The organism is Xanthomonas sp. NCPPB 1128, from assembly GCF_001043115.1.
Classification (GTDB): domain Bacteria; phylum Pseudomonadota; class Gammaproteobacteria; order Xanthomonadales; family Xanthomonadaceae; genus Xanthomonas_A.
Window position 1 is genome coordinate 44,579 of the sequence record NZ_LFME01000009.1, and the last position, 22,599, is coordinate 67,177.

At 68.0% G+C, this 22,599-nt stretch carries 17 protein-coding genes; 6 read left to right on the forward strand and 11 right to left on the reverse strand.

The annotated features are described in order from the left end of the window. The first annotated feature begins 11 nt into the window (after nt 1-11). Nucleotides 12-1,217: an acetyl-CoA C-acyltransferase gene (locus ACP93_RS08325; RefSeq protein WP_048490240.1), complete on the forward strand. Its 1,206-nt coding sequence runs from the start codon at nt 12-14 to the stop codon at nt 1,215-1,217. A 663-nt stretch (nt 1,218-1,880) separates the two neighbouring features. On the opposite strand, the gene galU is transcribed toward ACP93_RS08325, so the two are convergent. The 8 genes from galU to cmk form a co-directional block, all read right to left on the reverse strand. Then, nucleotides 1,881-2,762 (reverse strand): UTP--glucose-1-phosphate uridylyltransferase GalU, encoded by an 882-nt coding sequence (gene galU / locus ACP93_RS08330; RefSeq protein WP_048490241.1) that lies wholly within the window; start codon nt 2,760-2,762, stop codon nt 1,881-1,883. Beyond that, nucleotides 2,762-4,672: a polysaccharide biosynthesis protein gene (locus ACP93_RS08335; RefSeq protein ID WP_048490242.1), complete on the reverse strand. Its 1,911-nt coding sequence runs from the start codon at nt 4,670-4,672 to the stop codon at nt 2,762-2,764. Before ACP93_RS08335 ends, galU begins: the two co-directional genes overlap by 1 nt. Further along, nucleotides 4,672-5,661 (reverse strand): MraY family glycosyltransferase, encoded by a 990-nt coding sequence (locus ACP93_RS08340; protein WP_048490243.1) that lies wholly within the window; start codon nt 5,659-5,661, stop codon nt 4,672-4,674. The genes ACP93_RS08335 and ACP93_RS08340 overlap by 1 nt, the downstream gene beginning before the upstream one ends. After that, nucleotides 5,661-6,839, reverse strand: a complete 1,179-nt coding sequence (lapB, locus tag ACP93_RS08345; RefSeq protein WP_048490244.1) for a lipopolysaccharide assembly protein LapB — start codon at nt 6,837-6,839, stop codon at nt 5,661-5,663. Before lapB ends, ACP93_RS08340 begins: the two co-directional genes overlap by 1 nt. Nucleotides 6,840-6,845: 6 nt before the next feature. Then, nucleotides 6,846-7,145, reverse strand: a complete 300-nt coding sequence (locus tag ACP93_RS08350; protein WP_048490245.1) for a LapA family protein — start codon at nt 7,143-7,145, stop codon at nt 6,846-6,848. A gap of 73 nt (nt 7,146-7,218) precedes the next feature. Continuing rightward, the gene (locus ACP93_RS08355; RefSeq protein ID WP_048490246.1) at nt 7,219-7,524 is read right to left on the reverse strand and encodes an integration host factor subunit beta; all 306 of its coding nucleotides are present in this window, start codon (nt 7,522-7,524) and stop codon (nt 7,219-7,221) included. Between the two features lie 80 nt (nt 7,525-7,604). Then, complete coding sequence (gene rpsA, locus ACP93_RS08360) at nt 7,605-9,284, reverse strand: 30S ribosomal protein S1 (protein WP_010342889.1); 1,680 nt, start codon at nt 9,282-9,284, stop codon at nt 7,605-7,607. Between the two features lie 230 nt (nt 9,285-9,514). Further along, entirely contained in the window at nt 9,515-10,186 is a 672-nt protein-coding gene (cmk, locus tag ACP93_RS08365) for a (d)CMP kinase (RefSeq protein ID WP_048490247.1), read from the reverse strand. A gap of 172 nt (nt 10,187-10,358) precedes the next feature. Between cmk and ykgO the strand changes: the two genes are divergently transcribed. The 5 genes from ykgO to ACP93_RS08390 all read left to right on the forward strand — a co-directional run bounded on the left by ykgO (nt 10,359) and on the right by ACP93_RS08390 (nt 14,543). Continuing rightward, a complete protein-coding gene (gene ykgO, locus ACP93_RS08370; protein WP_010342887.1) occupies nt 10,359-10,484 on the forward strand; it encodes a type B 50S ribosomal protein L36 in 126 nt (41 codons plus the stop codon). Between the two features lie 127 nt (nt 10,485-10,611). Continuing rightward, nucleotides 10,612-10,941 (forward strand): hypothetical protein, encoded by a 330-nt coding sequence (locus ACP93_RS08375; protein ID WP_048490248.1) that lies wholly within the window; start codon nt 10,612-10,614, stop codon nt 10,939-10,941. Between the two features lie 95 nt (nt 10,942-11,036). Next, nucleotides 11,037-12,074 (forward strand): agmatine deiminase family protein, encoded by a 1,038-nt coding sequence (locus ACP93_RS08380; protein ID WP_048490249.1) that lies wholly within the window; start codon nt 11,037-11,039, stop codon nt 12,072-12,074. Nucleotides 12,075-12,218: 144 nt separating this feature from the next. Continuing rightward, nucleotides 12,219-13,103, forward strand: a complete 885-nt coding sequence (locus ACP93_RS08385; protein ID WP_048490250.1) for a carbon-nitrogen hydrolase — start codon at nt 12,219-12,221, stop codon at nt 13,101-13,103. A 159-nt stretch (nt 13,104-13,262) separates the two neighbouring features. Continuing rightward, on the forward strand, nt 13,263-14,543 hold the full coding sequence (locus ACP93_RS08390; protein WP_204243658.1) for a TraB/GumN family protein: 1,281 nt from the start codon (nt 13,263-13,265) through the stop codon (nt 14,541-14,543). 300 nt (nt 14,544-14,843) lie between these two features. Here the strand turns inward: ACP93_RS08390 and ACP93_RS08395 are convergent, their stop codons facing one another. Genes ACP93_RS08395 through ACP93_RS08405 form a run of 3 tightly spaced genes read right to left on the reverse strand, consistent with a single transcriptional unit; the run spans nt 14,844 to nt 22,551 of the window. Further along, nucleotides 14,844-17,930, reverse strand: coding sequence for an efflux RND transporter permease subunit (locus ACP93_RS08395; RefSeq protein WP_048490252.1), 3,087 nt, complete (start codon nt 17,928-17,930; stop codon nt 14,844-14,846). After that, entirely contained in the window at nt 17,927-21,433 is a 3,507-nt protein-coding gene (locus tag ACP93_RS08400; protein WP_048490253.1) for an efflux RND transporter permease subunit, read from the reverse strand. The genes ACP93_RS08395 and ACP93_RS08400 overlap by 4 nt, the downstream gene beginning before the upstream one ends. Next, complete coding sequence (locus tag ACP93_RS08405) at nt 21,433-22,551, reverse strand: efflux RND transporter periplasmic adaptor subunit (RefSeq protein WP_048490254.1); 1,119 nt, start codon at nt 22,549-22,551, stop codon at nt 21,433-21,435. The genes ACP93_RS08400 and ACP93_RS08405 overlap by 1 nt, the downstream gene beginning before the upstream one ends. Nucleotides 22,552-22,599 lie beyond the last annotated feature (48 nt).

Here is a 22,599-nt window from a genome sequence, read left to right on the forward strand (position 1 = left end):
GAGAAAGCCAAATGAGCAAACAGATCCAGGAAGCCTACATCGTCGCCGCCACCCGCACCCCGGTCGGCAAGGCGCCCAAGGGCATGTTCCGCAACACCCGTCCCGACGACATGCTGGCGCACGTGCTACGCGCGGTGGTGGCGCAGGCGCCGGGCATCGACCCCTCGCGCATCGACGATGCGATCATCGGCTGCGCGATGCCCGAGGGCGAGCAAGGCATGAACGTGGCGCGCATCGGCGTGCTGCTGGCCGGCCTGCCGAACTCGGTGGCCGGGCAGACCATCAACCGCTTCTGCTCCTCGGGCATCCAGGCGGTGGCGCTGGCGGCCGACCAGATCCGCCTGGGCAACGCCGACCTGATGCTGGCCGGCGGCACCGAATCGATGTCGATGGTGCCGATGATGGGCAACAAGGTCGCGCTGTCGCCGAGCGTGTTCGCCGACGACCACGTGGCGATCGCCTACGGCATGGGCATCACCGCCGAGAAGGTGGCCGAGGAGTGGAAGGTGTCGCGCGAGGACCAGGACGCCTTCGCCCTCGCCTCCCACCAGAAGGCCATCGCCGCGATCGCCGCCGGCGAGTTCCGCGACGAGATCAGCCCCTACGAGATCGTCTCGCACCAACCCGACCTGGCCGGCAACGTCATCGCCCTGCGCAAGAAGCTGGTCGACACCGACGAAGGCCCGCGCCCGGATAGCTCCATCGAGGGCCTGGCCAAGCTGCGCCCGGTGTTCCGCAACGGCCAGTCCGGCGGCAGCGTCACCGCCGGCAACTCCTCGCAGATGAGCGACGGCGCCGGTGCGGTGCTGCTGGCCTCCGAGCAGGCGATCAAGGACTACGGGCTGACCCCGCTGGCCCGCTTCGTCAGCTTCTCGGTCGCCGGCGTGCGCCCGGAAGTGATGGGCATCGGCCCGATCGAGGCGATTCCGAAGGCGCTCAAGCAGGCCGGCCTAAGCAAGGACCAGCTGGACTGGATCGAGCTCAACGAAGCCTTCGCCGCGCAGTCGCTGGCGGTGATCCGCGACAGCGGCCTGGATCCGTCCAAGGTCAACCCGCTGGGCGGCGCCATCGCCCTGGGCCATCCGCTCGGTGCCACCGGCGCGATCCGCACCGCCACCCTGGTGCACGGCCTGCGCCGGCGTCAGCAGAAGTACGGCATGGTCACCATGTGCATCGGCACCGGCATGGGCGCCGCGGGGATCATCGAGGCGCTGTAAGCCGCGCACGTGGGTGGGTGGATTAGCTCCTCTCCCGTCGGGAGAGGGATTTGGGTGAGGGCCGGGGGCACTGAAGCGCCCGCGCTGACCTGCCCATGCGAGGCTCGCCCGGACCCTCATCCGCCCCTGCGGGGCACCTTCTCCCGACGGAAGAAGGGACACGCCATAGCCCCTCTCCCGCCGGGAGAGGGGTTTGGGTGAGGACCGGGAGCACTGAAGCGCCCGCGCTGACCTGTACATGCGAGGCTTCGCCCGGACCCGCATCCGCCCCTGCGGGGCACCTTCTCCCGACGGGAGAAGGGACACGCCATAGCCCTTCTCCCGCCGGGAGAGGGGTTTGGGTGAGGGCCGGGGGCACTGAAGCGCCCGCGCTGACCTGTGCATGCGAGGCTTCGCCCGGACCCTCATCCGCCCCTGCGGTGCACCTTCTCCCGACGGGAGAAGGGGACACGCCATCGCCCCTCTCCCTCCGGGAGAGGGGTTGGGGTGAGGGTCCGGCATCAAGTGTTGCTGTACAAACAACGTACAAACAGAAAAGGCAGCCGCGAGGCTGCCTTTTCTGTTTGTCATCTGATTCCACCCATCTGGATCGAATCAGCGGCTTGACGCTCTTGGATCAGCACTCGGCCGCGCGCCGCCCTGCAGCGGCGCGCGGCGCCAGGCTCACTCCTCAGCGAGCATCTGCGTGAGCTTCTCGCGCGCCGGCTTGGCCAGCTTCTTGTTCTCCAGCGCGAAGCGGATGGTCGCCTCGACCAGGCCCAGGTGCGTACCGCAGTCGAAGCGGGTGCCCTCGAAGCGGTAGGCGTCGACCTCTTCGCTCTTCAGCAGCGCAGCGATGGCGTCGGTCAGCTGGATCTCGCCGCCGGCGCCGGTGCCGGTGCTTTCCAGCAGTTCGAAGATCTTCGAGCTGAGCACGTAGCGCCCGACCACCGCCAGATCGCTCGGCGCGTCTTCCGGCTTGGGCTTTTCGACGATCTGCGCGATGCGGCCCTTGCGGCCATCGAAGGCCTCGGTGGCCACGATGCCGTAGCTGGCGGCGTTCTCGTGCGGCACGTCTTCCACCGCGATCACGCTGGCGCCGCTGCGCTCGTTGAGATCGGCCATCTGCTTCAGCGCGCCGTCGCCGCGGTTCCAGATCAGGTCGTCCGGCAGCAGCACCGCAAACGGCTCGTCGCCGATCACCGACTTGGCGCACAGCACCGCGTGGCCCAGGCCCAACGCTTCGGCCTGGGTCACGAAGATCGCGCGCACGCCCTCGGGCAGCACGTGTCGGATCATTTCCAGCTGCTCGTGCTTGCCGGCACGCTCCAGCTTCTGCTCCAGTTCGTAGGCCTTGTCGAAATAATCCGCGACCGCGTGCTTGTAGCGGTTGGTGACGAAAATCAGGGTGTCGCAACCGGCTTCGATCGCCTCGTCCACCGCGTACTGGATCAACGGCCGATCGATGATCGGCAGCATTTCCTTGGGGACGGTCTTGGTGGCGGGAAGGAAGCGGGTACCCAAACCTGCGACCGGGAATACTGCCTTGCGGATTCTCTTGCTCATCAGAGCCTTCTGGCCTCGCGTGCGGGGAATGGAACGATGGTAGCGGAGCCGTCGTGATCCTCTTGCTGACGCAAGGGCGCGAACTCCGGCATGGTCATGCGCAACACCTTCTCGATGGTGTCACTGTCGTAGTCGGCCACCGCCGCGCGCAACTGCTGCACGCCGCGCAACACGTCCTCGCGCGAGAAGCTGCGCACGCCGGCTTCCAGGATCTTCGGATGCGAGGTCGGCCGATAGTGCTCGTCCGAGTAGAACAAGGTCTCGTGCAGTTTCTCGCCCGGCCGCAGGCCGGTGTAGACAATGGCGATGTCGCGTCCGGGCTGCTTGCCCGCCAGGCGGATCATCTGTTCGGCCAGCAAGCGGATCGGCACCGGCTCGCCCATGTCCAGCGTATAGATGGCGCCATGCGACGCCGAGGCCGCGGCCTGCACGATCAGCTGGCTGGCTTCGGGAATGGTCATGAAGTAGCGCGTCACCTGCGGATCGGTGACCGTCACCGGGCCGCCCTGGCGGATCTGCTCGCGGAACAGTGGCACCACGCTGCCGGCCGAATCCAGCACATTGCCGAAGCGCACCGTCACGAAGCGCGTGCTCACCGCCTGGTCGTCCAGCGACTGGCACACCATCTCGGCATAGCGCTTGGACGCGCCCAGCAGGTTGACCGGATTGACTGCCTTGTCGGTGGAGATGAACACGAAGGTCGAAACCTTGGCCGCGACGCAGGCACGCGCCACATTCTCGGTGGCCAGCACGTTGTTGCGCACCGCCTCGCGGCACTGCCGTTCCAGCAGCGGCACCTGCTTGTAGGCGGCGGCATGGAACACCGCGTCCGGCTCGGCGACCTGCATCGCGTGGCGGATCACCGCCGGATCGCCGCAATCACCCAGCACGCAGTCGATTTCCAGATCGGGAAAGGTGCGATGCAGGTCGGCGTGGATGGTGATCAGCGCCAGTTCGTTGATCTCCAGCAGCACGATCTTGCGCGCGCCGTGACGCGCGCACTGCCGGCATAGTTCCGAGCCGATCGAACCGCCGGCGCCGGTGACCAGCACGGTGCGCCCAGACAGCCAGCCCTTGATCAGCTTCCAGTCCGGCGTCACCGGCTTGCGCCCGAGCAGGTCCTCGATCGCGACCTCCTTGAGTTCGCCAGGCAGGTAATGGCCCTCAAGCACGTCGACCAACCGCGGTACCGTGCGGAACGGCAGACCGGTGCTCTCGCAGATCGCCACCACACGCTGCATCCCGGCCGCGTCCAGCGACGGGATTGCGATGACCAGCAACTTGGCCGCGGTTTCCTTGGCGATCGCGCCGGCTTCGTCGATGCGGCCCAGGATCGGCAGGCCCTGCAGCTTGGCGCCGTGCAGGTGGCCGGCGTCGTCGACGAAACCCACGGGCTGGTAGGCACCGGACCGCCGCAGGTCGCGCACCAGCGCCTCGGCCGCGCGGCCGGCGCCGACGATCAGCACGCGCCGTGCGGTGTCGTCCGAATGCGCGATCTGATAATCCTTCCACGCGCGGTACAGCAGGCGCGGCGCGCCCAGCAGCGCCGACAATGCGAACGGGTACACCATCAGCACCGACAGCGGAATGGCGTCGAAACGGCTGTAGGCCAGCCCCAGCACGATCGCCACCAGGCCATAGAAGCTGGCCTTGAAGATATTGAGCAGGTCGGGAACGCTGGCGAAGCGCCACAGGCCGCGGTACAGGCCGACCTTCCAGAACACCAGCCCCTGCGCCACCAGCACGATGGCGGTGTTGAGATTCCACAGCGGCAACGGATGCTCGCCGGGAAGCATGGTGTAGCGCGCGGCGTGCAGCAGTTGCCAGCAGATCCAGACGATGGCCAGATCGTGGACGACCACGGAGGCCTTGGGAAACAACTCGGTGACTCGGTCGCGCGTGGAAAGCATCAGTGATCCGTAAGAGTTCGGCGCATCCGGTTGCGCAAGGCCAGCCAAAGCACACCTGCCGAACAGAACCAGGCGATCGTCAGACCAGCCTGCAAACCCACATCCAGCGGTCTGCCCAGCCGCGCAATTGTAATCGCGACAATGCTGAACAAACCGTAGGCGAGCGTGACGACAGTATGGCTACTGCCGGTGTGTACCCAACGCTGATAGAAATGTTGCGCGTGCGGTTGCCACCAGCGTTCGCCGGCGAGCATGCGCGAGGCGAGCGTGAAGCCCGCGTCGATGGCGAAGGCCGACAGCGGCAAGGCCGGCAGCCACGGCGCCTGTCCACCGGCAACGATGCACCAGGCGAACAGCGCGGCGATCAGGTAGCCGAGCGCGCCGCTGCCGACATCGCCGAGGAAAATGCGCGCCCGGGGGTAGTTGAACGGCAAAAATCCCGCGCAGGCCACCAGCACGACCCAGCATGGCCAACGCAACGGAGCTGGCAGCAAGCTGGCGAATCCCAGGGCGGCGAGCATGGCCTGACTGCCGGCCAGACCATTGATGCCATCCATGAAATTCCAGATATTGATCAACGAAATCGTTGCCAACAACACCAGCGCCACCATCCATGGGGGTTGGTTCGCGTTGTAGACAAGTGCAGCCAGCAAGCTTGCGGCCACTGCATGCACCAGCAGTCGCAGTCCCGCCGACAGCGAGCGGTGGTCGTCCCACCAGCCGATGCCGGCGACCAGCAGCAGGCCGGCCGCAACGATGGCGATGCCTGCGCCATGCTGCGGCCATTGCAGCGCAGCCCAGGCGCAGGCCAGCAGGACCGCCACCACGATCGCCACGCCACCGCCGCGCGGCGTCGCCACGGTGTGACTGCGCCGCTCGCCGGGCGCGTCCATCAGCTTGCGCTTGAGCGCGTATTGGCGCGACAGCCAGGTGCCGACCGCGCTGAACACCCCGAGCGCCAAGAGCAGCGCGGCTCCTGCGATGGGCACTACACCACCGCGTAGTTGAGCAGCGGCTTGACCGTGCCCCACTCCTTGCAACTGGGGCATTGCCAGTGGTGGGTCCGCGCGCCGAAGCCGCAGCGGGTGCAGCGATAGCTGGGATTGCGCACCAACAACTGGTCGGTGATGTGCTTGAGGTCCTGCAGGGTCGCGGTGGAGTCCGCGCCCTCGGCCAGGGTCAGGTCGATCAGTGCCGACTCGCCGCGCACCGACGGCCGGTCCTTGAGCTGCCGGCCCAGATAGGAGCGCGCGGCGGAAATGCCTTCCTGCGACTCCATCAGCCGGGTCAGCGCCAGTACCGGGGCGATGCCGCGGTAATGCTCGGTCATCTCCGACAGGAACGCGCGCGCGCCGCTGAGATCGTTGCCGCGCCGGTAGCACTCCATCAATGCCGGCATGATCTCCGGCAGATAGTCCGGGTCGTGGCGCGCGGCACGCTCGAAGGCGCGGATGGCCGCCTCGTCGTTGCCGTCGTCGACGTCGATGCGCCCTTCCAGGATGCCGGCACGCACCGACTTGGCGTCGGCCTGGTAGGCGCGCGCGATCGCCGCCCGCGCCAGGTCGTTCTTGCCGGAGGCGCGATAGCGGTCGGCCAGCTCGCATTCGAACTGGGCGATCAGCTTGCCCATCGGCTCGCCGGTCACCTCTTCGTAGCGGGTGGCGTTGTCGATGGCCTTTTCCCAGTCGCGTTCGGCCTGGTAGATGCCGATCAGGTGCTTGAGCGCCTGCGGCGCACGCTGGTCGATCTGCGCCAGTTCGGTGAACACGGTTTCGGCGCGGTCCAGCAGCCCCGACTTCATGTAGTCCTCGCCCAGCGCCAGCAAGGCCTGCACGCGCTGCGCGTCGCTCAGGTCGCTGCGCTGGACCAGGCCCTGGTGCAGGCGGATGGCGCGGTCGACCTCACCGCGACGGCGGAACAGGTGGCCCAACGCGACCTGGGTCTCGAAGGTTTCCTTGTCCAGTTCGGCGATGTGCAGGAACAGCTCGATCGCCTTGTCCGGCTGCTCGTTGAGCAGATAGTTGAGGCCGCGGAAATAGGTGCTGGAGAGCCGGCTGACCTGGGTATCGCCATGGCGCTGGCCGCCACGGCGGCCGATCACCCAGCCACTCAGCGCCGCCAGCGGCAGGAACAGGAAGAACCAGAACCACTCGGTCAGAAAGTCCATCGAAGATCAGCGTCCGTCCAAGGGCTGGTGAGCATGGGGAGAGACCGGCGCGACGGCCGGCGCAACGGCGTTCGCGGCCTTGTTGGCGCGACGCAGCTTGGCATACAAAGGAATCACCAGGGCCGCCAGGACCAGCGAGGCGCCGATCAGCACGCCGGCGAACAGCGAGACGATGATGGCGATGCCGGAGGTGGTGGCGATGCTGGAGAACACGAAGTTGATCTGGATCGGCTGCGAATTGAGCGACCCGATGACCAGGCCGGCCAACAGCAACACCAGCAGGATCAGCAGTCGTGCAATCTTCATGAGCAACTCCAGCGTCGGGAGACACTAGATTAGCCGAACAGGCGTGGATTCCGGCAAATGCCGGACGCCGGGCTCAGGGCGTGTCGGATTCGACCGGAACGACGCCGCTGACGCGCTCGCGCAGTTCCTTGCCGGGCTTGAAATGCGGCACGTGCTTGCCGGGAAGCGCGACGGACTCGCCGGTCTTGGGATTGCGTCCCAGGCGCGGCGGCCGGTAATGCAGGGAAAAGCTGCCGAAGCCGCGGATCTCGATGCGAGCGCCGCCGGACAGGGCGCCGCCCATCATTTCCAACAACGACTTCACCGCCAGATCGACGTCGTCCGACTTCAGATGCGCCTGCTTGCGCGCCAGGATTTCGATCAGTTCGGATTTGGTCATTTACGGATGCGTGCAGTGGGGTCGCAACCTGGCACGGCCCGGGAACACCGGGCCGTGCCAGTAACGCTGCGTGTGGCGGATTACTCGGACTTGTTGCCGTTCAGCTGTGCACGCAGCAGCGCGCCCAGCTGGGTGGTGCCGCCCGACGCGGACTGGTATTCCTCCAGCACTTCGCGCATTTCGGCATCGTCCTTGGCCTTGATCGACAGCTGCAGGGTGCGGCCCTTGCGGTCCATGCCCACGAACTTGGCTTCGATCTTGTCGCCGACCTTCAGGTGCTGGCTGGCGTCGTCGACGCGCTCGTTGGCGATGTCGCGTGCGGCGACGTAGCCTTCGATGCCGTCGGCCAGGTCGATGGTGGCGCCCTTGGCGTCCACTTCACGCACCACGCCCTCGACCTTCGAGCCCTTCGGGTTGGCGGCCATGTACTGGCCGAACGGATCCTGCTCCAGCTGCTTGACGCCCAGGCTGATGCGCTCGCGCTCCGGATCCACCGCCAGCACCACGGCTTCCAGCGTGTCGCCCTTCTTGAAGTTGCGCACGATGTCTTCGCCGGTGGTGTTCCAGCTGATGTCGGACAGGTGCACCAGGCCGTCGATGCCGCCGTCCAGGCCGATGAAGATGCCGAAGTCGGTGATCGACTTGATCTGGCCGGACACCTTGTCGTTCTTCTTGTGGGTGGCGGCGAAGGTCTCCCACGGATTGGCGGCGACCTGCTTCATGCCCAGCGAGATGCGGCGACGCTCTTCGTCCACGTCCAGCACCATCACTTCGACTTCGTCGCCGACCTGCACGACCTTGGACGGGTTGACGTTCTTGTTGGTCCAGTCCATCTCGGACACGTGCACCAGGCCTTCCACGCCCGGCTCGATCTCGACGAACGCGCCGTAATCGGTGACGTTGGAGACCTTGCCGAACACGCGGCTGTTGGCCGGGTAACGGCGGGCGATGTTGTCCCACGGATCCTCGCCCAGCTGCTTCAGGCCGAGGCTGACGCGGTTACGCTCGCGATCGAACTTCAGCACGCGCACGTCCAGCTCGTCGCCGACGTTGACCACTTCGGACGGATGACGCACGCGCTTCCAGGCCATGTCGGTGATGTGCAGCAGGCCGTCGATGCCGCCCAGGTCCACGAACGCGCCGTAGTCGGTCAGGTTCTTGACCACGCCCTTCAGGATCGCGCCTTCCTGCAGCTTGTCCATCAGCTGCTCGCGCTCTTCCGAATGCTCGCTCTCGACCACCGCACGACGCGAGACCACCACGTTGTTGCGCTTGCGGTCCAGCTTGATCAGCTTGAACTCCAGTTCCTTGCCTTCCAGGTAGGCCGGGTCGCGCACCGGGCGCACATCCACCAGCGAACCGGGCAGGAACGCGCGGACATCCTTGATGTCCACGGTGAAACCACCCTTGACCTTGCCGCTGATGCGGCCGGTGATGGTCTCGTTCTTTTCCAACGCTTCTTCCAGCTCGTCCCACACCATGGCGCGCTTGGCCTTCTCGCGCGACAGCACGGTCTCGCCGAAGCCGTTCTCGAGCGAGTCGAGCGCGACCTTGACCAGGTCGCCTTCGGCGACGTCGATCTCGCCAGCGTCGTTACGGAACTGCTCGATCGGCACGATGCCTTCGGACTTCAGGCCGGCGTTGATCACCACCACGTCGCCGCGGACTTCCACGACGGTACCGGTGACGATGGCGCCGGGCTTCAGCTTGGCCAGATTGGCTTGGCTGGCTTCGAACAGTTCGGCAAAAGATTCGGTCATTTGAAATTACTCTAGTGGACACACGGACAGGGCGTTTTCTTCTGGAAAACAGCGACTGCCCACCTGTTAGTCGGCCCGAACAGCGGCCGGGTGTGGAATGGAAAAACCGCAGCACGAAATTGCGCAGCGGAGCCTTTGACGCTATCGATGGAACACGGATGTTGCGGGTGTTGCGAGGAACCGGCGGCGTCCATGACGCCACCACTCTGCTGCCCTGCCCTGCGTGCCGCTCAGACCGGCAGCAACTGCAGGACGCGGCCCACCACCTGGTCGATGTCCATGCCGGTGGAATCGAGGAGGACGGCATCGTCTGCCGGCCTCAGCGGGGCCACCGCGCGTTGGGCATCGCGTGCGTCGCGGGCCATGATCTCGCGCAGCAGGTCGTCGAATATAACCGAAACCCCTTTTTCCTTCAACTGCTTATGCCGGCGCTGGGCGCGCTCTTCGGCGCTGGCGGTCAGGAACACCTTGTACGGGGCGTCCGGGAAAATCACGGTCCCCATGTCGCGGCCGTCGGCGACCAGCCCCGGCGGGGTGCGGAAGGCGCGCTGGCGCTGCTTCAGCGCCGCGCGCACCTCGGGGATGGCGGCGATCGCCGAGGCCACCGCGCCGGTGGTCTCCAGGCGCAGCTCGTCGGTGGCGTCGGCGCCGTTGATCCTCACGCGCAGGCCACCGCCGGCGACCTCATCGAACTCCACCCGGGTGTCGAAGGTGCAGCGCACCAGGGCGGCGGCATCGGAAATGTCCAGATTGGCCCAGCTGGCCGCGACCCCGACCGCCCGGTACAGCGCCCCCGAATCCAGGTAATGCCAGCCCAGGCGGGCGGCAACGATGCGGCTGACGGTGCCTTTGCCGGCCCCGGACGGGCCATCGATGGTCAGGACGGGAGCGGGCTCGTTCATGCGGTTCCTCGGACGGGGGGCGGCGCATTGTAGCGCCGACGCCGGCCGGGCTGGCGCAAGCAGTTGAAACCATGAAGAAAACCAGGCTACAATCGCCGGCTTACTGATCCCGCGCCATGGTTTCGGCCGTGCCGCCCTCCTTCGAATCCACAAGTTTACGCCGAGGTGTGCCATGAAAGTCCTGTCCTCCCTGAAGTCGGCGAAGGCCCGTCACCGCGACTGCAAGGTGGTCCGCCGCCGCGGCAAGGTCTTCGTGATCTGCAAGTCCAACCCCCGTTTCAAGGCGCGTCAGCGCTGATCCGACCCGGCCTGCCCTGCCGCGCCGCGCGCAGCGGTGGCCGGTCGTCGACGAAAGCCGCCTTCGGGCGGTTTTTTGTTGCCGAAGTTTGCTGTAATCGGCGTTCGTCCTCTGGGGAGTACACGTGATGAAGCATCGTCTGTCCGTCCTGCCGCTGCTGGCCGTGTTGGGCCTGGCCGGCGGCGCCCACGCCGAGACCCTGCTGGTCGAGCGGGTCAAGGAAGAACCCGCGGCGGCGATGCCGACCCGCGGCCTGAGCATGGCCCAGGTGCAGGCGCGCTACGGCGCCCCGCAACAGAAGCTGGAACCGCGCGGCGGCCAGAAGCGGCAGTGGCCGACCATCAACCGCTGGGTCTACCCGGCCTTCACCGTCTACTTCGAGAAGCAGAAGGTAGTGGACGTGGTCGCCAACAAGGCCGACGCCAACGAGATCGGGCCGAAGCCGGCGATCCGCTGAAGCGCGTTCTTCTTCGCAAGAGCCCGCACAGCCAATGCGCGGGAACGTACACAACAGCCAGGCTTCGGTCCGGCAGCACGTGAGTAGTGGTCGCAATGACTGATCGCCTTCGCCTTCCCGCGGAATGGGAGCCCCAGTCCGCCATCCTGATCGCCTGGCCGCATGCCGGCACCGACTGGGCCGAGCGCCTGGCCGAGGTCGAGGAGACCTACATCGCGCTGGTCGCGGCGATCGTGCGCTTCCAGCGGGTGCTGATCTGCGTGGCCGACGCCGACCTGCAGATCTACGCCGAGGCGCGGCTGCGCTCGGCGCGGGTGGACATGCAGCGGGTGCGCTTCGTCGAGGCCGAGTACGACGACACCTGGCTGCGCGATTCCGGCCCGATCACCCTGGCGCGCGCCGGCGGCGGTTTCCAGTTGCTGGATTTCCGCTTCACCGGCTGGGGCGGCAAGTTCCAGGCCAGCCGCGATGACCAGTTGGTCAGCGTGCTGGCCGCGCAGGGCCTGTTCGCCGACAGCGACGTGCGCCGCATCGATTTCGCCCTGGAAGGCGGCGCCATCGACTGCGACGGCGCCGGCACCCTGCTGACCACCTGGCAGTGCCTGCACGAGCGCCACCCGCAGCGCAGCCGCGACTCGCTCAGCCACGACCTGGCCGACTGGCTGGCGCAGCAGCGCGTGCTGTGGCTGGATTACGGCTACCTGGAAGGCGACGACACCGACGCGCACATCGACACCCTCGCCCGCTTCGCCAGCACCGACGCAATCGTTTACCAGGCCTGCGACGACGCCGGCGATTCGCACTACGCCGAGCTGCAGGCGATGGGCGCCGAACTGGCCGCCCTGCGCACCGCCGACGGCGCGCCCTATCGCCTGTTCCCGCTGCCGTGGGCGCAGCCGGTGATCGACCAGGGCCGGCGCCTGGCCGCGTCCTACGCCAACTTCCTGATCGTCAACGGCGCGGTGCTGATGCCGGCCTACGGCGACGCGGCCGATGCACAGGCGCAGGCGGTGATGGCGCAGGCCTTCCCGCAGCACGAGATCGTGCCGATTCCCTGCCGCGCGCTGATCTGGCAGAACGGCAGCCTGCACTGCATCACCATGCAACTGCCGGCCGGACTGCTGGCGGACTGAACCGCCTGCGCCTGCGCCGCACGCCAGCACAGCGCCGACCACACCCGCGCCGCCGCCACGCGCGGCGCGGGATTCATCTCCCCGGAACCTGCCGCGCGGCCATCCGCGCTACCATGCCGGTTTACCGCGAACCTTGATTCCGCAATGAGCCGAAACACTCTTTCCGTCGCGCTGATCCAGGAGCGCAACCACGGCGACGCCGCGGCGAACCTGGCAGCGATCGAATCGCGTGTGGCCGGGGCCGCCGCGCAGGGCGCGCAGTTGGTGCTGCTGCAGGAACTGCACAACGGCGCGTACTTCTGCCAGCACGAGTCGGTGGACGAATTCGACCTGGCCGAGCCGATTCCCGGCCCCAGCACCGAGCGCCTGGGCGCGCTGGCCAAGCGCCATGGCGTGGTCCTGGTCGGTTCGCTGTTCGAGCGCCGCGCCGCCGGCCTGTACCACAACACCGCGGTGGTGTTCGAAAAGGACGGCAGCCTGCTGGGCAAGTACCGCAAGATGCACATCCCCGACGATCCGGGCTTCTACGAGAAGTTCTACTTCACCCCGGGCGATCTGGGCTTCACCCCGATCCAGACTTCGGTCGGCCGCCTCGGCGTGCTGGTGTGCTGGGACCAGTGGTACCCGGAAGCGGCGCGGCTGATGGCGCTGGCCGGTGCCGAGCTGCTGCTGTACCCGACCGCGATCGGCTGGGACCCCAGCGACGAACAGGCCGAGCAGGAACGCCAGCGCGATGCCTGGATCCTCAGCCATCGCGGCCATGCCGTGGCCAACGGCGTGCCGGTGCTGAGCTGCAACCGGGTCGGCCACGAACCCTCGCCGCTGGGCGCGTCCGGCATCCAGTTCTGGGGCAACAGCCACGTGCTCGGCCCGCAGGGCGAGTTCATCGCCGAGGCCGGTGGCGAGCCCACGGTGCTGGTCTGCGACGTGGACCTGCAGCGCAGCGAGCACGTGCGACGGATCTGGCCGTTCCTGCGCGACCGCCGCATCGATGCCTACGGCGACCTGCTGAAGCGCTACATCGACTGACCCGCAGCGGCCGTGCCGGGTCTTTGCGTGCGCTGCGCCGCTGGCTGCGACGCAGCGCGATCCGGCGGCAGGCGCCCATGCCCGTCGCGGCCGATGCCCTCACACCCCCATGCCCGCTGAGCCCCGGCGCCGACGAGGCGCCCTCCGATGAGTGATGGAATGAACGAACTTTCCCAGGCCGACGGCGACGACGCGCTGTTCGACGGCCAGCCGTACCGCATCGTCGAACGCGACGGCATCCGCTACACCCTGCTCGGCACTGCGCACGTGTCCCTGGCCAGCGTCGCGGCCGTGGAACGGGCGATCGGCAGCGGCCATTTCGATGCGGTGGCGGTGGAACTGGATCCGCAACGCCTGCAGGCGCTGACCGACCCGGACGCGCTGACCAAGCTGGACCTGGTGCAGGTGATCCGCAAGGGCCGCGTGGCCCTGTTCGCCGCCAACCTGGCGCTGGCCGCCTACCAGCGGCGCCTGGCCGAGCAGCTGGGCATCGAGCCCGGCGCCGAGCTCAAGCGCGCGGTGCTGCTGGCGCGCGAACAGCAGTTGCCGGTGTACCTGGTCGACCGCGAAGTCGGCCTGACCTTCAAGCGTGCCTCCAGCCGGCTCGGCTTCTTCGGCAAGCTGAAACTGGCCAGCGGCCTGCTCGGCGGCCTGTTCGCCTCCGATGAGGTCGGCGAGGCGGAGATCGAGAAGCTCAAGCAGGGCGACATGCTCGAGGCCAGTTTCGGCGACTTCGCCAGCGAGAGTCCGGCGCTTTACGAAACCATCATCGCCGAGCGCGACCGCTACATGGCCACGCGCCTGCGCGAGGAACAGGCGCAACAGCGCGCGCTGCCGCTGGCCGGCAATGCCGAACCGCTGGAGGGCGCGCCGGCCAGCGGCGTGCGCGAGGTGCTGGCGGTGGTCGGTGCCGGCCACCTCGCCGGCCTGGCGCGGCACCTGCAGGGCGACCAGGACGACCCGGCGACGCTGCGCAAGGCGCTGGAGGACGTGCCGACGAAGAAGAAGGTGCCGTGGATCACCCTGACCCTGACCGCGCTGGTGCTGGGCGGCGTGGCCTGGGGTTACTGGCACGGCGGCTTCGCACTGGGCACCGACCTGCTGCTGCAGTGGGTGCTGTTCACCGGCGGCCTGGCCGGGCTGGGCTGCATCCTGGCCGGCGGCCACCCGCTGAGCGTGATCGCCGGTGCGATCGCCGCGCCGCTGAAGCCGTTCCGCCCCGGCGTGCCGGCCGGCGCGTTCAGCGCCCTGGTCGAAGTGCACATGCGCAAGCCGGCCTATGGCGACTTCCTGGCGCTGCGCGACGACGCGCAGAACCTGCGCGGCTGGTACCGCAACCGCGTCTCGCGGGTGGTGCTGACCTTCCTGCTGACCAACCTGGGCAGCATGCTCGGCGTGTGGCTGGCCGGCTTCCGCATCTTCGGCAAGCTGGCGGGTTGAGGAACAAAGCACGGCGGCCAACGTCGCTGCGCAAGTTTCACTCTTGTGGGAGGGGCTTCAGTCCCTACGCTGCAGCGATACGGCGTCGGGGCTGAAGCCCCTCCCACATGCGAGTTCCAGCAGCCACGTCGCGTCCAATCCGTCGACAAGCTGGCGGGTTGAACGATTCCTCACGGCGGCGGCAAACGTCGCGCCGGTTTCATCCTTTTGGGAGGGACTTTAGTCCCGACGCTTCAGTGGTACGGCGTCGGGGCTGAAGCCCCTCCCACAGTCGGTTTCGAGCAGGCACGTCGCCACGCATCAGCGCGCCGGCTGCGGCGCCGCGGCGCGCTGGCCACGCGCACGCCGCACCAACTGCGCTACGCCATTGCTGAGATCGTCCAGGATCGCGTAGATGGTCGGCAGGAACAGCAGGCTGACCACGGTCGAGAACGCCAGGCCGCCGGCGATGGCGCGTGCCATCGGGTAGTAGGCCGGGCCGTCGCCGAACATCTGCGTGGTGGTCAGCGAGATCGGCACCATCGCCAGGATCGCCGTGCCCATGGTCATCATGATCGGACGCAGGCGCTCACGCGAGCCTTCGATCAGCGCCTCGGTGCGGCACAGGCCGCGCCGGCGCAGATTGTTGATGTGCTCGATCATCACGATGCCGTTGTTCACCACCACGCCCATCAGCACCAGGATGCCGATGAAGGCCATGATTCCGAAGCTGGTGCCGGTGATCCAGAACAGCCAGAACACGCCGAACACCGAGAACAGCACGCCGCTCATGATCGCCACGGGAAACAGCAGCGATTCGAACATCGCGGCCATCACCACGTAGATCATCACCAGCGCGATCAGCAGATTGAACAGCATTTGCTTGCTGGCCCGGTCGTCGTCCTGGCCATCCGCGCCGTCGAAACTGTAGCGGTAGCCGACCGGGAAACTGACCGCCTTGAGGGTGTCCTCGATCGCCTGCTTGGCTTCCGGCGCGGTGACCTTGGCGCCGAGATTGGCGGTGATGGTCAGCGTGGTCTGCCGGTTGGTCCGGGTGATCTGGGTGGCGGCCGCGCGCGGTTGCGTCTCGACCAGGCTCAGCAAGGGCACGCTGCGCCCGTCCTGGGTGCGCACGTTGAAGCTGTCCAGGTCTTCCGGCGAGGTCTGCTCGGCGCCGGCGAAGCGCACCCATACAGGCACTTCGTTGTCGCCGTGACGGAACTCGCGCAGCGACGCGCCGCGCAGCGCCAGGCCGACGAAGCTGGCGACCTGCTCGGCACTGAAGCCGAACGCGGCGGCGCGCTCGCGGTCCACCCGCACGGCCAGCTCGGTGCTGCGATCGCCGCTGTCCACGCGCACGTCGCGCAGTTCCTTGCGCCGCGCCAGCAGCGGCACCACGTCGTCGGCCAGCGCGCGCAGCGCCTCGGTGGAATCGCCGACCAGTTGCACCTGCACGGTCTGCCCGCCGCCGTTGCCGCCATCGCCGCCGTTGCTGTTGCCGACGTGGAAATCCACCCGCGCCGAGCGCGGCAGTTCCTTGCGGATGCGTTCCATCAGCGCCGGCAGATCGCGGACCTGCTTCAGGTCCACGGTCAGCGTGGTGCTGCTGCCCTCCTCCTCGCTGAACCACGAATACACCTGGGTCACGTGGTACTGCGCGCGGCGCGCATCGATGAAACGCTCGAGCCGGGTCACTTCCTCGGCCATCTGCTCGCGCGTGTAGGCGCCCTTCCACTGGTAGCCGATGAAGACCTGTTCGCCGCCGTCGCCGCCGAACATGTCCTTCTTGGTCTGCAGCATCGGGATCACGCTCAGCGCGCTGATCAGCACGATCGCGCACACGCTCCAGCCGCGGTGGGCCAGCGACCAGGCCAGCACCCGCGCGTAGCGGCGCTGCAGGCGCGGGATCAGCCCGTGCGGGGAATGCACCAGCGCCGGGGTGCGCATGCGCGCGGACAGCATCGGGATCAGGCTCACCGCCACCAGCCACGACGCCAGCAGCGACACCGAGATGGTGATGGCGATCTGCGACATGAAGACGCTGATGTTGTTGGTCTCGCCGAACAGGTTCGGCAGGAACACGATGCAATGGCACAGGGTGCCGGCCGACAGCGCGATGGCGACGTTGCGGGTACCGACGATGGAGGCGCGCTGCGGCTGATCGGGCATGCGCTCGCGCTCCTGGTAGATGCTTTCCACCACCACCACCGCGTTGTCCACCAGCATGCCCACCGCCAGCAGCAGGCCCATCATGGTCAGGATGTTGAGGGTGACCCCGGCGAAATACATGAAACCAAGGGTGATCGCGAAGCAGATCGGGATCGCCAGGGTCACCATCAGCGTCGACGGCCAGTGCCGCAGGAAGAAGAACAGCACCGTCACAGACAGCAGCAGGCCCACCGCGCCAGCCTCTGCCAGCTCCGCCAGCGACGAGGTCACCGCCTTGCCCTGGTTGTCGATGACCTTGATCTGCACGTCGCTCAGCGCCGGCTGCTTGCGGATCTGCTCGACCTCGGCCAGCACCGCGCGCGAGACCTCGACCAGGTTGGCGCTGCGCTCCTTGAACACGTCCAGACCCACCGCCGGGCGCCCGTCCAGGCGCCGGCCGTAGCTCATCCGGGTCGGCTTCAGCCGCACCTCGGCGATGTCGCCCAGGCGCAGGCCCTTGGCGTCGATGACCAGGTCGCGCAGCTCCTGCAGGTCGCGCAGTTCGCCGACCGGCTGCACCCGCAGGCGCTGGCCGTTGTCGTCGATCTGCCCGGCCGACAGCGAGAAGTTGAGCTTGCCCAGGCGTTCGCTGAGCTGGTTGAGGCTGAGGTTGTGCGCACTGAGCCGGTCCGGGGCGATGGCGATCTCGACCTCGTTCGGCGGCGCCCCGGACACCGACACCTTGGCGACCCCGGGAATGCGCTCCAGGCGACGCTTGAACTCGCGGTCGAGCATGTCGTACGCGCCGGTCAGGTCGGCCGCGCCGGCCAGGCGCACCTTCAGCACCGGCTGGTCGCTGCTGGACCACTTGAACACGTTGTAGCGCCGCAGATCCGTCGGCAGGTCGGCGCGGATCGCATCGATGCGCTCGCGCGCGTCGGAGGCGGCGATGGCGATGTCGCGGTCCCAGTCGGAGAACTCGATGAAGATGTTGGCGCCGTCGGCGGTAGCGGTCGAGCGCATGCGCTTGATCCCGGTCATCGTCGCCAGCGCTTCCTCGGTCGGCCGCACCAGGTTGCGCTCGACCTCGTCCGGGGTCGAGCCGGTGTACGGCAACTGCACGAACAGGAACGGCGCGGAGATGTCCGGCAACGCCTCCAGCGGCAGGCGGAAGGCGGCGATCAGCCCAACCACCACCAGCGACACGAAGCACATGATGGTGGTGACCGGACGGCGGATGCTGAATTCGGCGACGCTCATGCCGGTGCACCCTCACCATCCTGCAGACGCTGCTGTCCCTGCTCGCGCTGCCGCGTGCGGCGTCCGCGCTCGGCGTAGTACGCGTCGGCGCGGCGGTCCAGGCGATCGTAGACCACCGGGATCACCAGCAGGGTCAGCAGCGTGGACACCAGCAGTCCGCCGATCACGGTGATTGCCATCGGCGCACGCACCTCGGCGCCCTCGCCGCTGGCGATCGCCAGCGGCAGGAAGCCGAACAGCGTGCACAGCGTGGTCATCACGATCGGCCGCAGCCGCGAGCGCGCGCCTTCGATCAGCGCCGCGCGCTTGGCCACGCCCTCCTCGCGCAACTGGTTGACCTTGTCGATCAGGATGATCGCGTTCTTGGTTACCAGGCCCACCAGCAGGATCAGGCCGATGAACACCACCACCGACACCGGCTTGCCGGTCAGCAGCAACGCCAGCACCGCGCCGACCAGCGCCAGCGGGATGGTGAACAGGATGACGAACGGATGCAGCAGCGACTCGAACTGCGAGGCCATCACCAGGTACACCAGGAACACCGCCAGGCCGAATGCGAACAGCAACGAGCGCGCCGACTGCGCCAGTTCCTCGCCCTGCCCGCCGATGTGCATGCCGACGCCGGCACCGAGCGGATCGCGTGCCACCATCTCGCCCACCTCGCGCACCGCCGTGCCCAGATCGATGTCGCGCAGGTTGGCCGAGACGATCGCCACGCGGATCTGGTCGGCGCGGTGGATCTCGCTGGGACCGGTGGTGGCGACGACGTCGGCGACCGCGTCCAGGGTCACCGGCCGGCTGCTGCCGGGATTGACGATCAGCCGACGGATGCTGTCGACGCTAGCGCGGTCGCTCTGCTGCGCGCGCACAAGGACGTCGATCTTGCGGTCGCGGAAGCTGTAGCGGGTGGCGACGTCGCCGCGCACCTTCTTCACCACCACGTCGGCGATCTGCCGCGTGGTCAGCCCCAGCGCGCCGGCACGTTCCTGGTCGAAGCGGATCTGGATCTCCGGGAAGCCCTCCTCCACCGTGGATTTGACGTCGGCGAAGTGGCCGTTGCCGCGCAGCAGCGCTGCCAGTTTCTGTCCGGCGTGCTGGATGGTCTGCAGGTCCTGGCCGCGCAGCTCGATCTCCAGCGGCGTGGAGAAACTGAACAGCTCGGGCCGGCTGAAACCGACCTGCACGCCCGGGTGGTTGCGCATCGTCGCGCGCATGCGCTCGCTCTGCTGCGCCTCGAACTGTGCGCTGCCACCGCCGGCCATGGCGATGGTCAGCTTGCCGATGTTCTCGCCGCTCTCGGTGGGGTTGGCGTCGAGCCGGGTGCCGCTGCCGCTGACGCCGTACAACGCCTGCACGCCGGCGTCTTTGCCGTGCACCTCCTGCAGTTCGCGCACCAGCGCGTCGGTCTGCCGCAGCGGGGTGCCTGCCGGCAGCTTCACGGTCATCTCGAAGCGGTCCTGCGCCAGCTGCGGGATCAGGTCGGCGCCCAGCAACGGCGCCACCGCCAGGGTCGCGGCGAAGGCCAGCGCCGCCAGCCCCAACACCCATCCCGGACGCGCCAGCGCGCCCGGCAGCAGCCGCAGATAGCCGCGCTCGGCCAGCGCGTACGGCGCCATCGCCAGGTCGCTGGCCTTGCGCATCACCGGCGCGATCACCGCCACCGCGCCGCGCCACAGCCGCACGCACAACCAGGCCACGCCGAAGAACGCACCACGCACCGCCGCAGCGGCACCGCGCCGGCTCCAGGCCAGCGGCTTCAGCCAGCCGCGCCGCGGCTGCCAGTGCGGCGGCGCCGGCTCCACCGGGAACGCCAGCGGCGCACGCCCCTTCAGCGAGCTGAGCATCGGAATCAGGGTCATCGACACCACCAGCGAGATCGCGATGGCGATCGCCACGGTCAACGCCTGGTCGCGGAACAGTTGCCCGGCCACGCCTTCCACGAACACCAGCGGCAGGAACACCGCGATCGTGGTCAGGGTCGAGGCGACCACCGCCATGCCCACCTCGCGGGTACCGACGATCGCCGCATCGAGCACGCTCAGGCCGCGCTCGCGCGCCTTGGCGATGCTTTCCAGCACCACGATCGAATCGTCCACCACCAGGCCGGTGGCCAAGGCCAGCCCGCCCAGCGACATCACGTTGAGGCTAAGCCCGAGCTGGCCCATGAAGAAGAACGTGGTGACGATCGACACCGGCAGCGACAGGCCGATCACGAAGGTGCTCCAGCCGTCGCGCAGGAACAGGAAGATGATCAGGATCGCCAGCAGGCCGCCGATCACCGCATCCTTCTTGACGTCGCCGATGGCGTGCTCGATGAAGCGCGACTGGTCCTCCAGCGTGGTCAGCTCGGCGTCGGCCGGGATCTGCGCCTGCAGTTGTTCCAGCCGCTTGCGCAGCGCCGCCGCGGTGGCCACGGTGTTGGCGTCGCCTTCCTTGTAGATCGCCAGCTCCACCGCCTCCTTTCCGCCCAGGCGGATGATCGCCTCGCGTTCCTTGTAGCCCTGCCGCACCTGCGCCACGTCCTTGAGCCGGATCGGCAGGCCGCCGGCGACGGTGGTGGTATTGCTGGACGACGCGCTCTGCGCCGCCGAGGCCGCCGCGATCGCGGCTTCCGAACCAGTGGAGGCGGCGATCGCGTACATCTGCTGCAAGGCCGCGTCGGCCGCGTTGCCGCCGGCGCCCTGGGTGGTCAGCAACAGGTTGCGGATCTCGTCCAGGTCGGCGAACTGGTTGACCGTGCGCACCAGGTAGCGCTGCGTGCCCTGCTCCAGGCGTCCGCCTGAGAGATTGACGTTCTCGTCCTTGAGCCGCGCGATCACCGTGTCGATCGGCATGTTGAGCTGCGCCAGCCGTTGCTGGTCGATGTCCACCTGGATCTCGTCCTCCAGGCCGCCACCGACCTTGACCGCGGCCACGCCCGCCACCGGCTCCAGCTTCTTCTTCAGATCCTCGTCGGCATAACGGCGCAACTGGGTGAGCGCGCGCACCGACTCGGCGTCGCTGTGCGCGGCAACCTTGCTCGACAGCACCAGGCGCATGATGGGCTGCGTGGAGGGATTGAAGCGCAGCAGCACCGGCGCCTTGGCCTCCAGCGGCAGCGACAGCGCCTCCATCTTGTCGCGCACCTCCAGGCTGGCCTGGTCCATGTTGGTGCCCCAGGCGAACTCCAGCACCACGTCGCTCTGCCCGGTGCGCGACACCGACTTGAGCTTGCGCAGGTTCTTGACCACGCCGACCGCTTCCTCCACCGGCTCGGTCACCAGCGTCTCGATCTCCGAGGGCGCGGCGCCGGCGTACTCGGTGCGCACGGTGAGCGTCGGATAGCTCAGGTCCGGCAGCAGGTTGACCTTGAGGCCGTGCAGCGCGATCGCGCCGAACAGCAGCATGGTCAGGGTGATCATCGCGATGGTCACGCGACGGCGGGTGGCGAATTCGACCAGGCCGCCGCCGTGCGCAGCGGCGGGCGCAGGCGGTGCGTGCGGGTCGGGACCGGCGCCGTGCATCAGCGCGCTCCGGAAGCGGTCGCCGGTGCGGCAGCGGCGACCTCGCGTTGCGGCGCGATCACCTGCACGCGGCTGCCGTCGCGCAGCGCGACCTTGCCGGCGGTGACCACTTGGTCGCCCGCCTGCAGGCCCTGGCGGATCTCCACCCACGGCCCTTCGGCATAACCCAGGGTCACCGGCACCCGCGCGACCTTGCCGGCGACCACGCGGAACACCGCCGGCTCGCCATCGTCGAGCAGCGCCAGCCGCGGCACCACCAGCGCATCGGTGCGCTGGTCGTAATCGATGCGGATGCGGCCGAACATGCCCGGCTGCAGCGCTTCGGCGCCCTCGTCGAAGGCGCAGACCACGCGGAAGGTGCCGCTGCCCGCATCCACCACCGGTGCGATGCGGTCGACCCGGCCACGGAACTGCTTGCCCGGCAACGCATCGGCCAGCAGGGTCACCGGCTGCCCGGTCTTGAGCGTGGCCAGTTCGCGCTCGGGCACGTTGAGCGTGGCCTCCAGCCGCGAATCGTCGACGATGCGGAAGATCGGCGTGTTGATCTGCACGAAGTTGCCGGTCTTGATCGAACGCGAGGCGATCACCCCGGAGATCGGCGCCACCACCGTGGCGTAGGACAGTTCCAGCGACGCCAACTGGTGTTGTGCGCGCACGTTGGCCAGGTCGTACTTGATCTGGTCGACGTCGGCGGCACTGACCAGTTGCTGGCCCACCAGTTGCTGCGAGCGCCGGTAGTTGTTCTCCAGCTTGCGCAGTTGCGCCTCGCTCTGCGCCAGCGCCAGCCGCGCGCGGTCCGGGTCCAGCCGCACCAGCGGCTGCCCGGCGCGCACCTGCTGGCCTTCCTCGGCCAGCACCGCCAAGGCTACGCCGGAGGTCTTGGCCACCACCTGCGATTCGGCACGCGCCTCCAGCGCCGCGGTGCCGCTGTAGCTGGCCGCCACCGCGCGGCGGCTGGCCGCGGCCACCTCCACCGGCACGGCCTCCGGCGCCTTCTCGCTGTCGGCGGCCTTGGCCTTGGCCTCCGCGGCCGGCTTGCAGGCGCCGAGCAGCAGCGTGGTGGTGACCAGCAGCGCGGCAGCGCAAGTGGCAGTGCGGCGCGTGAGCGGTCGCGTCATCGTCGTGTCCTTGGTGGATGGCGTGAATGGTGTTGTAGATAAGTAGAT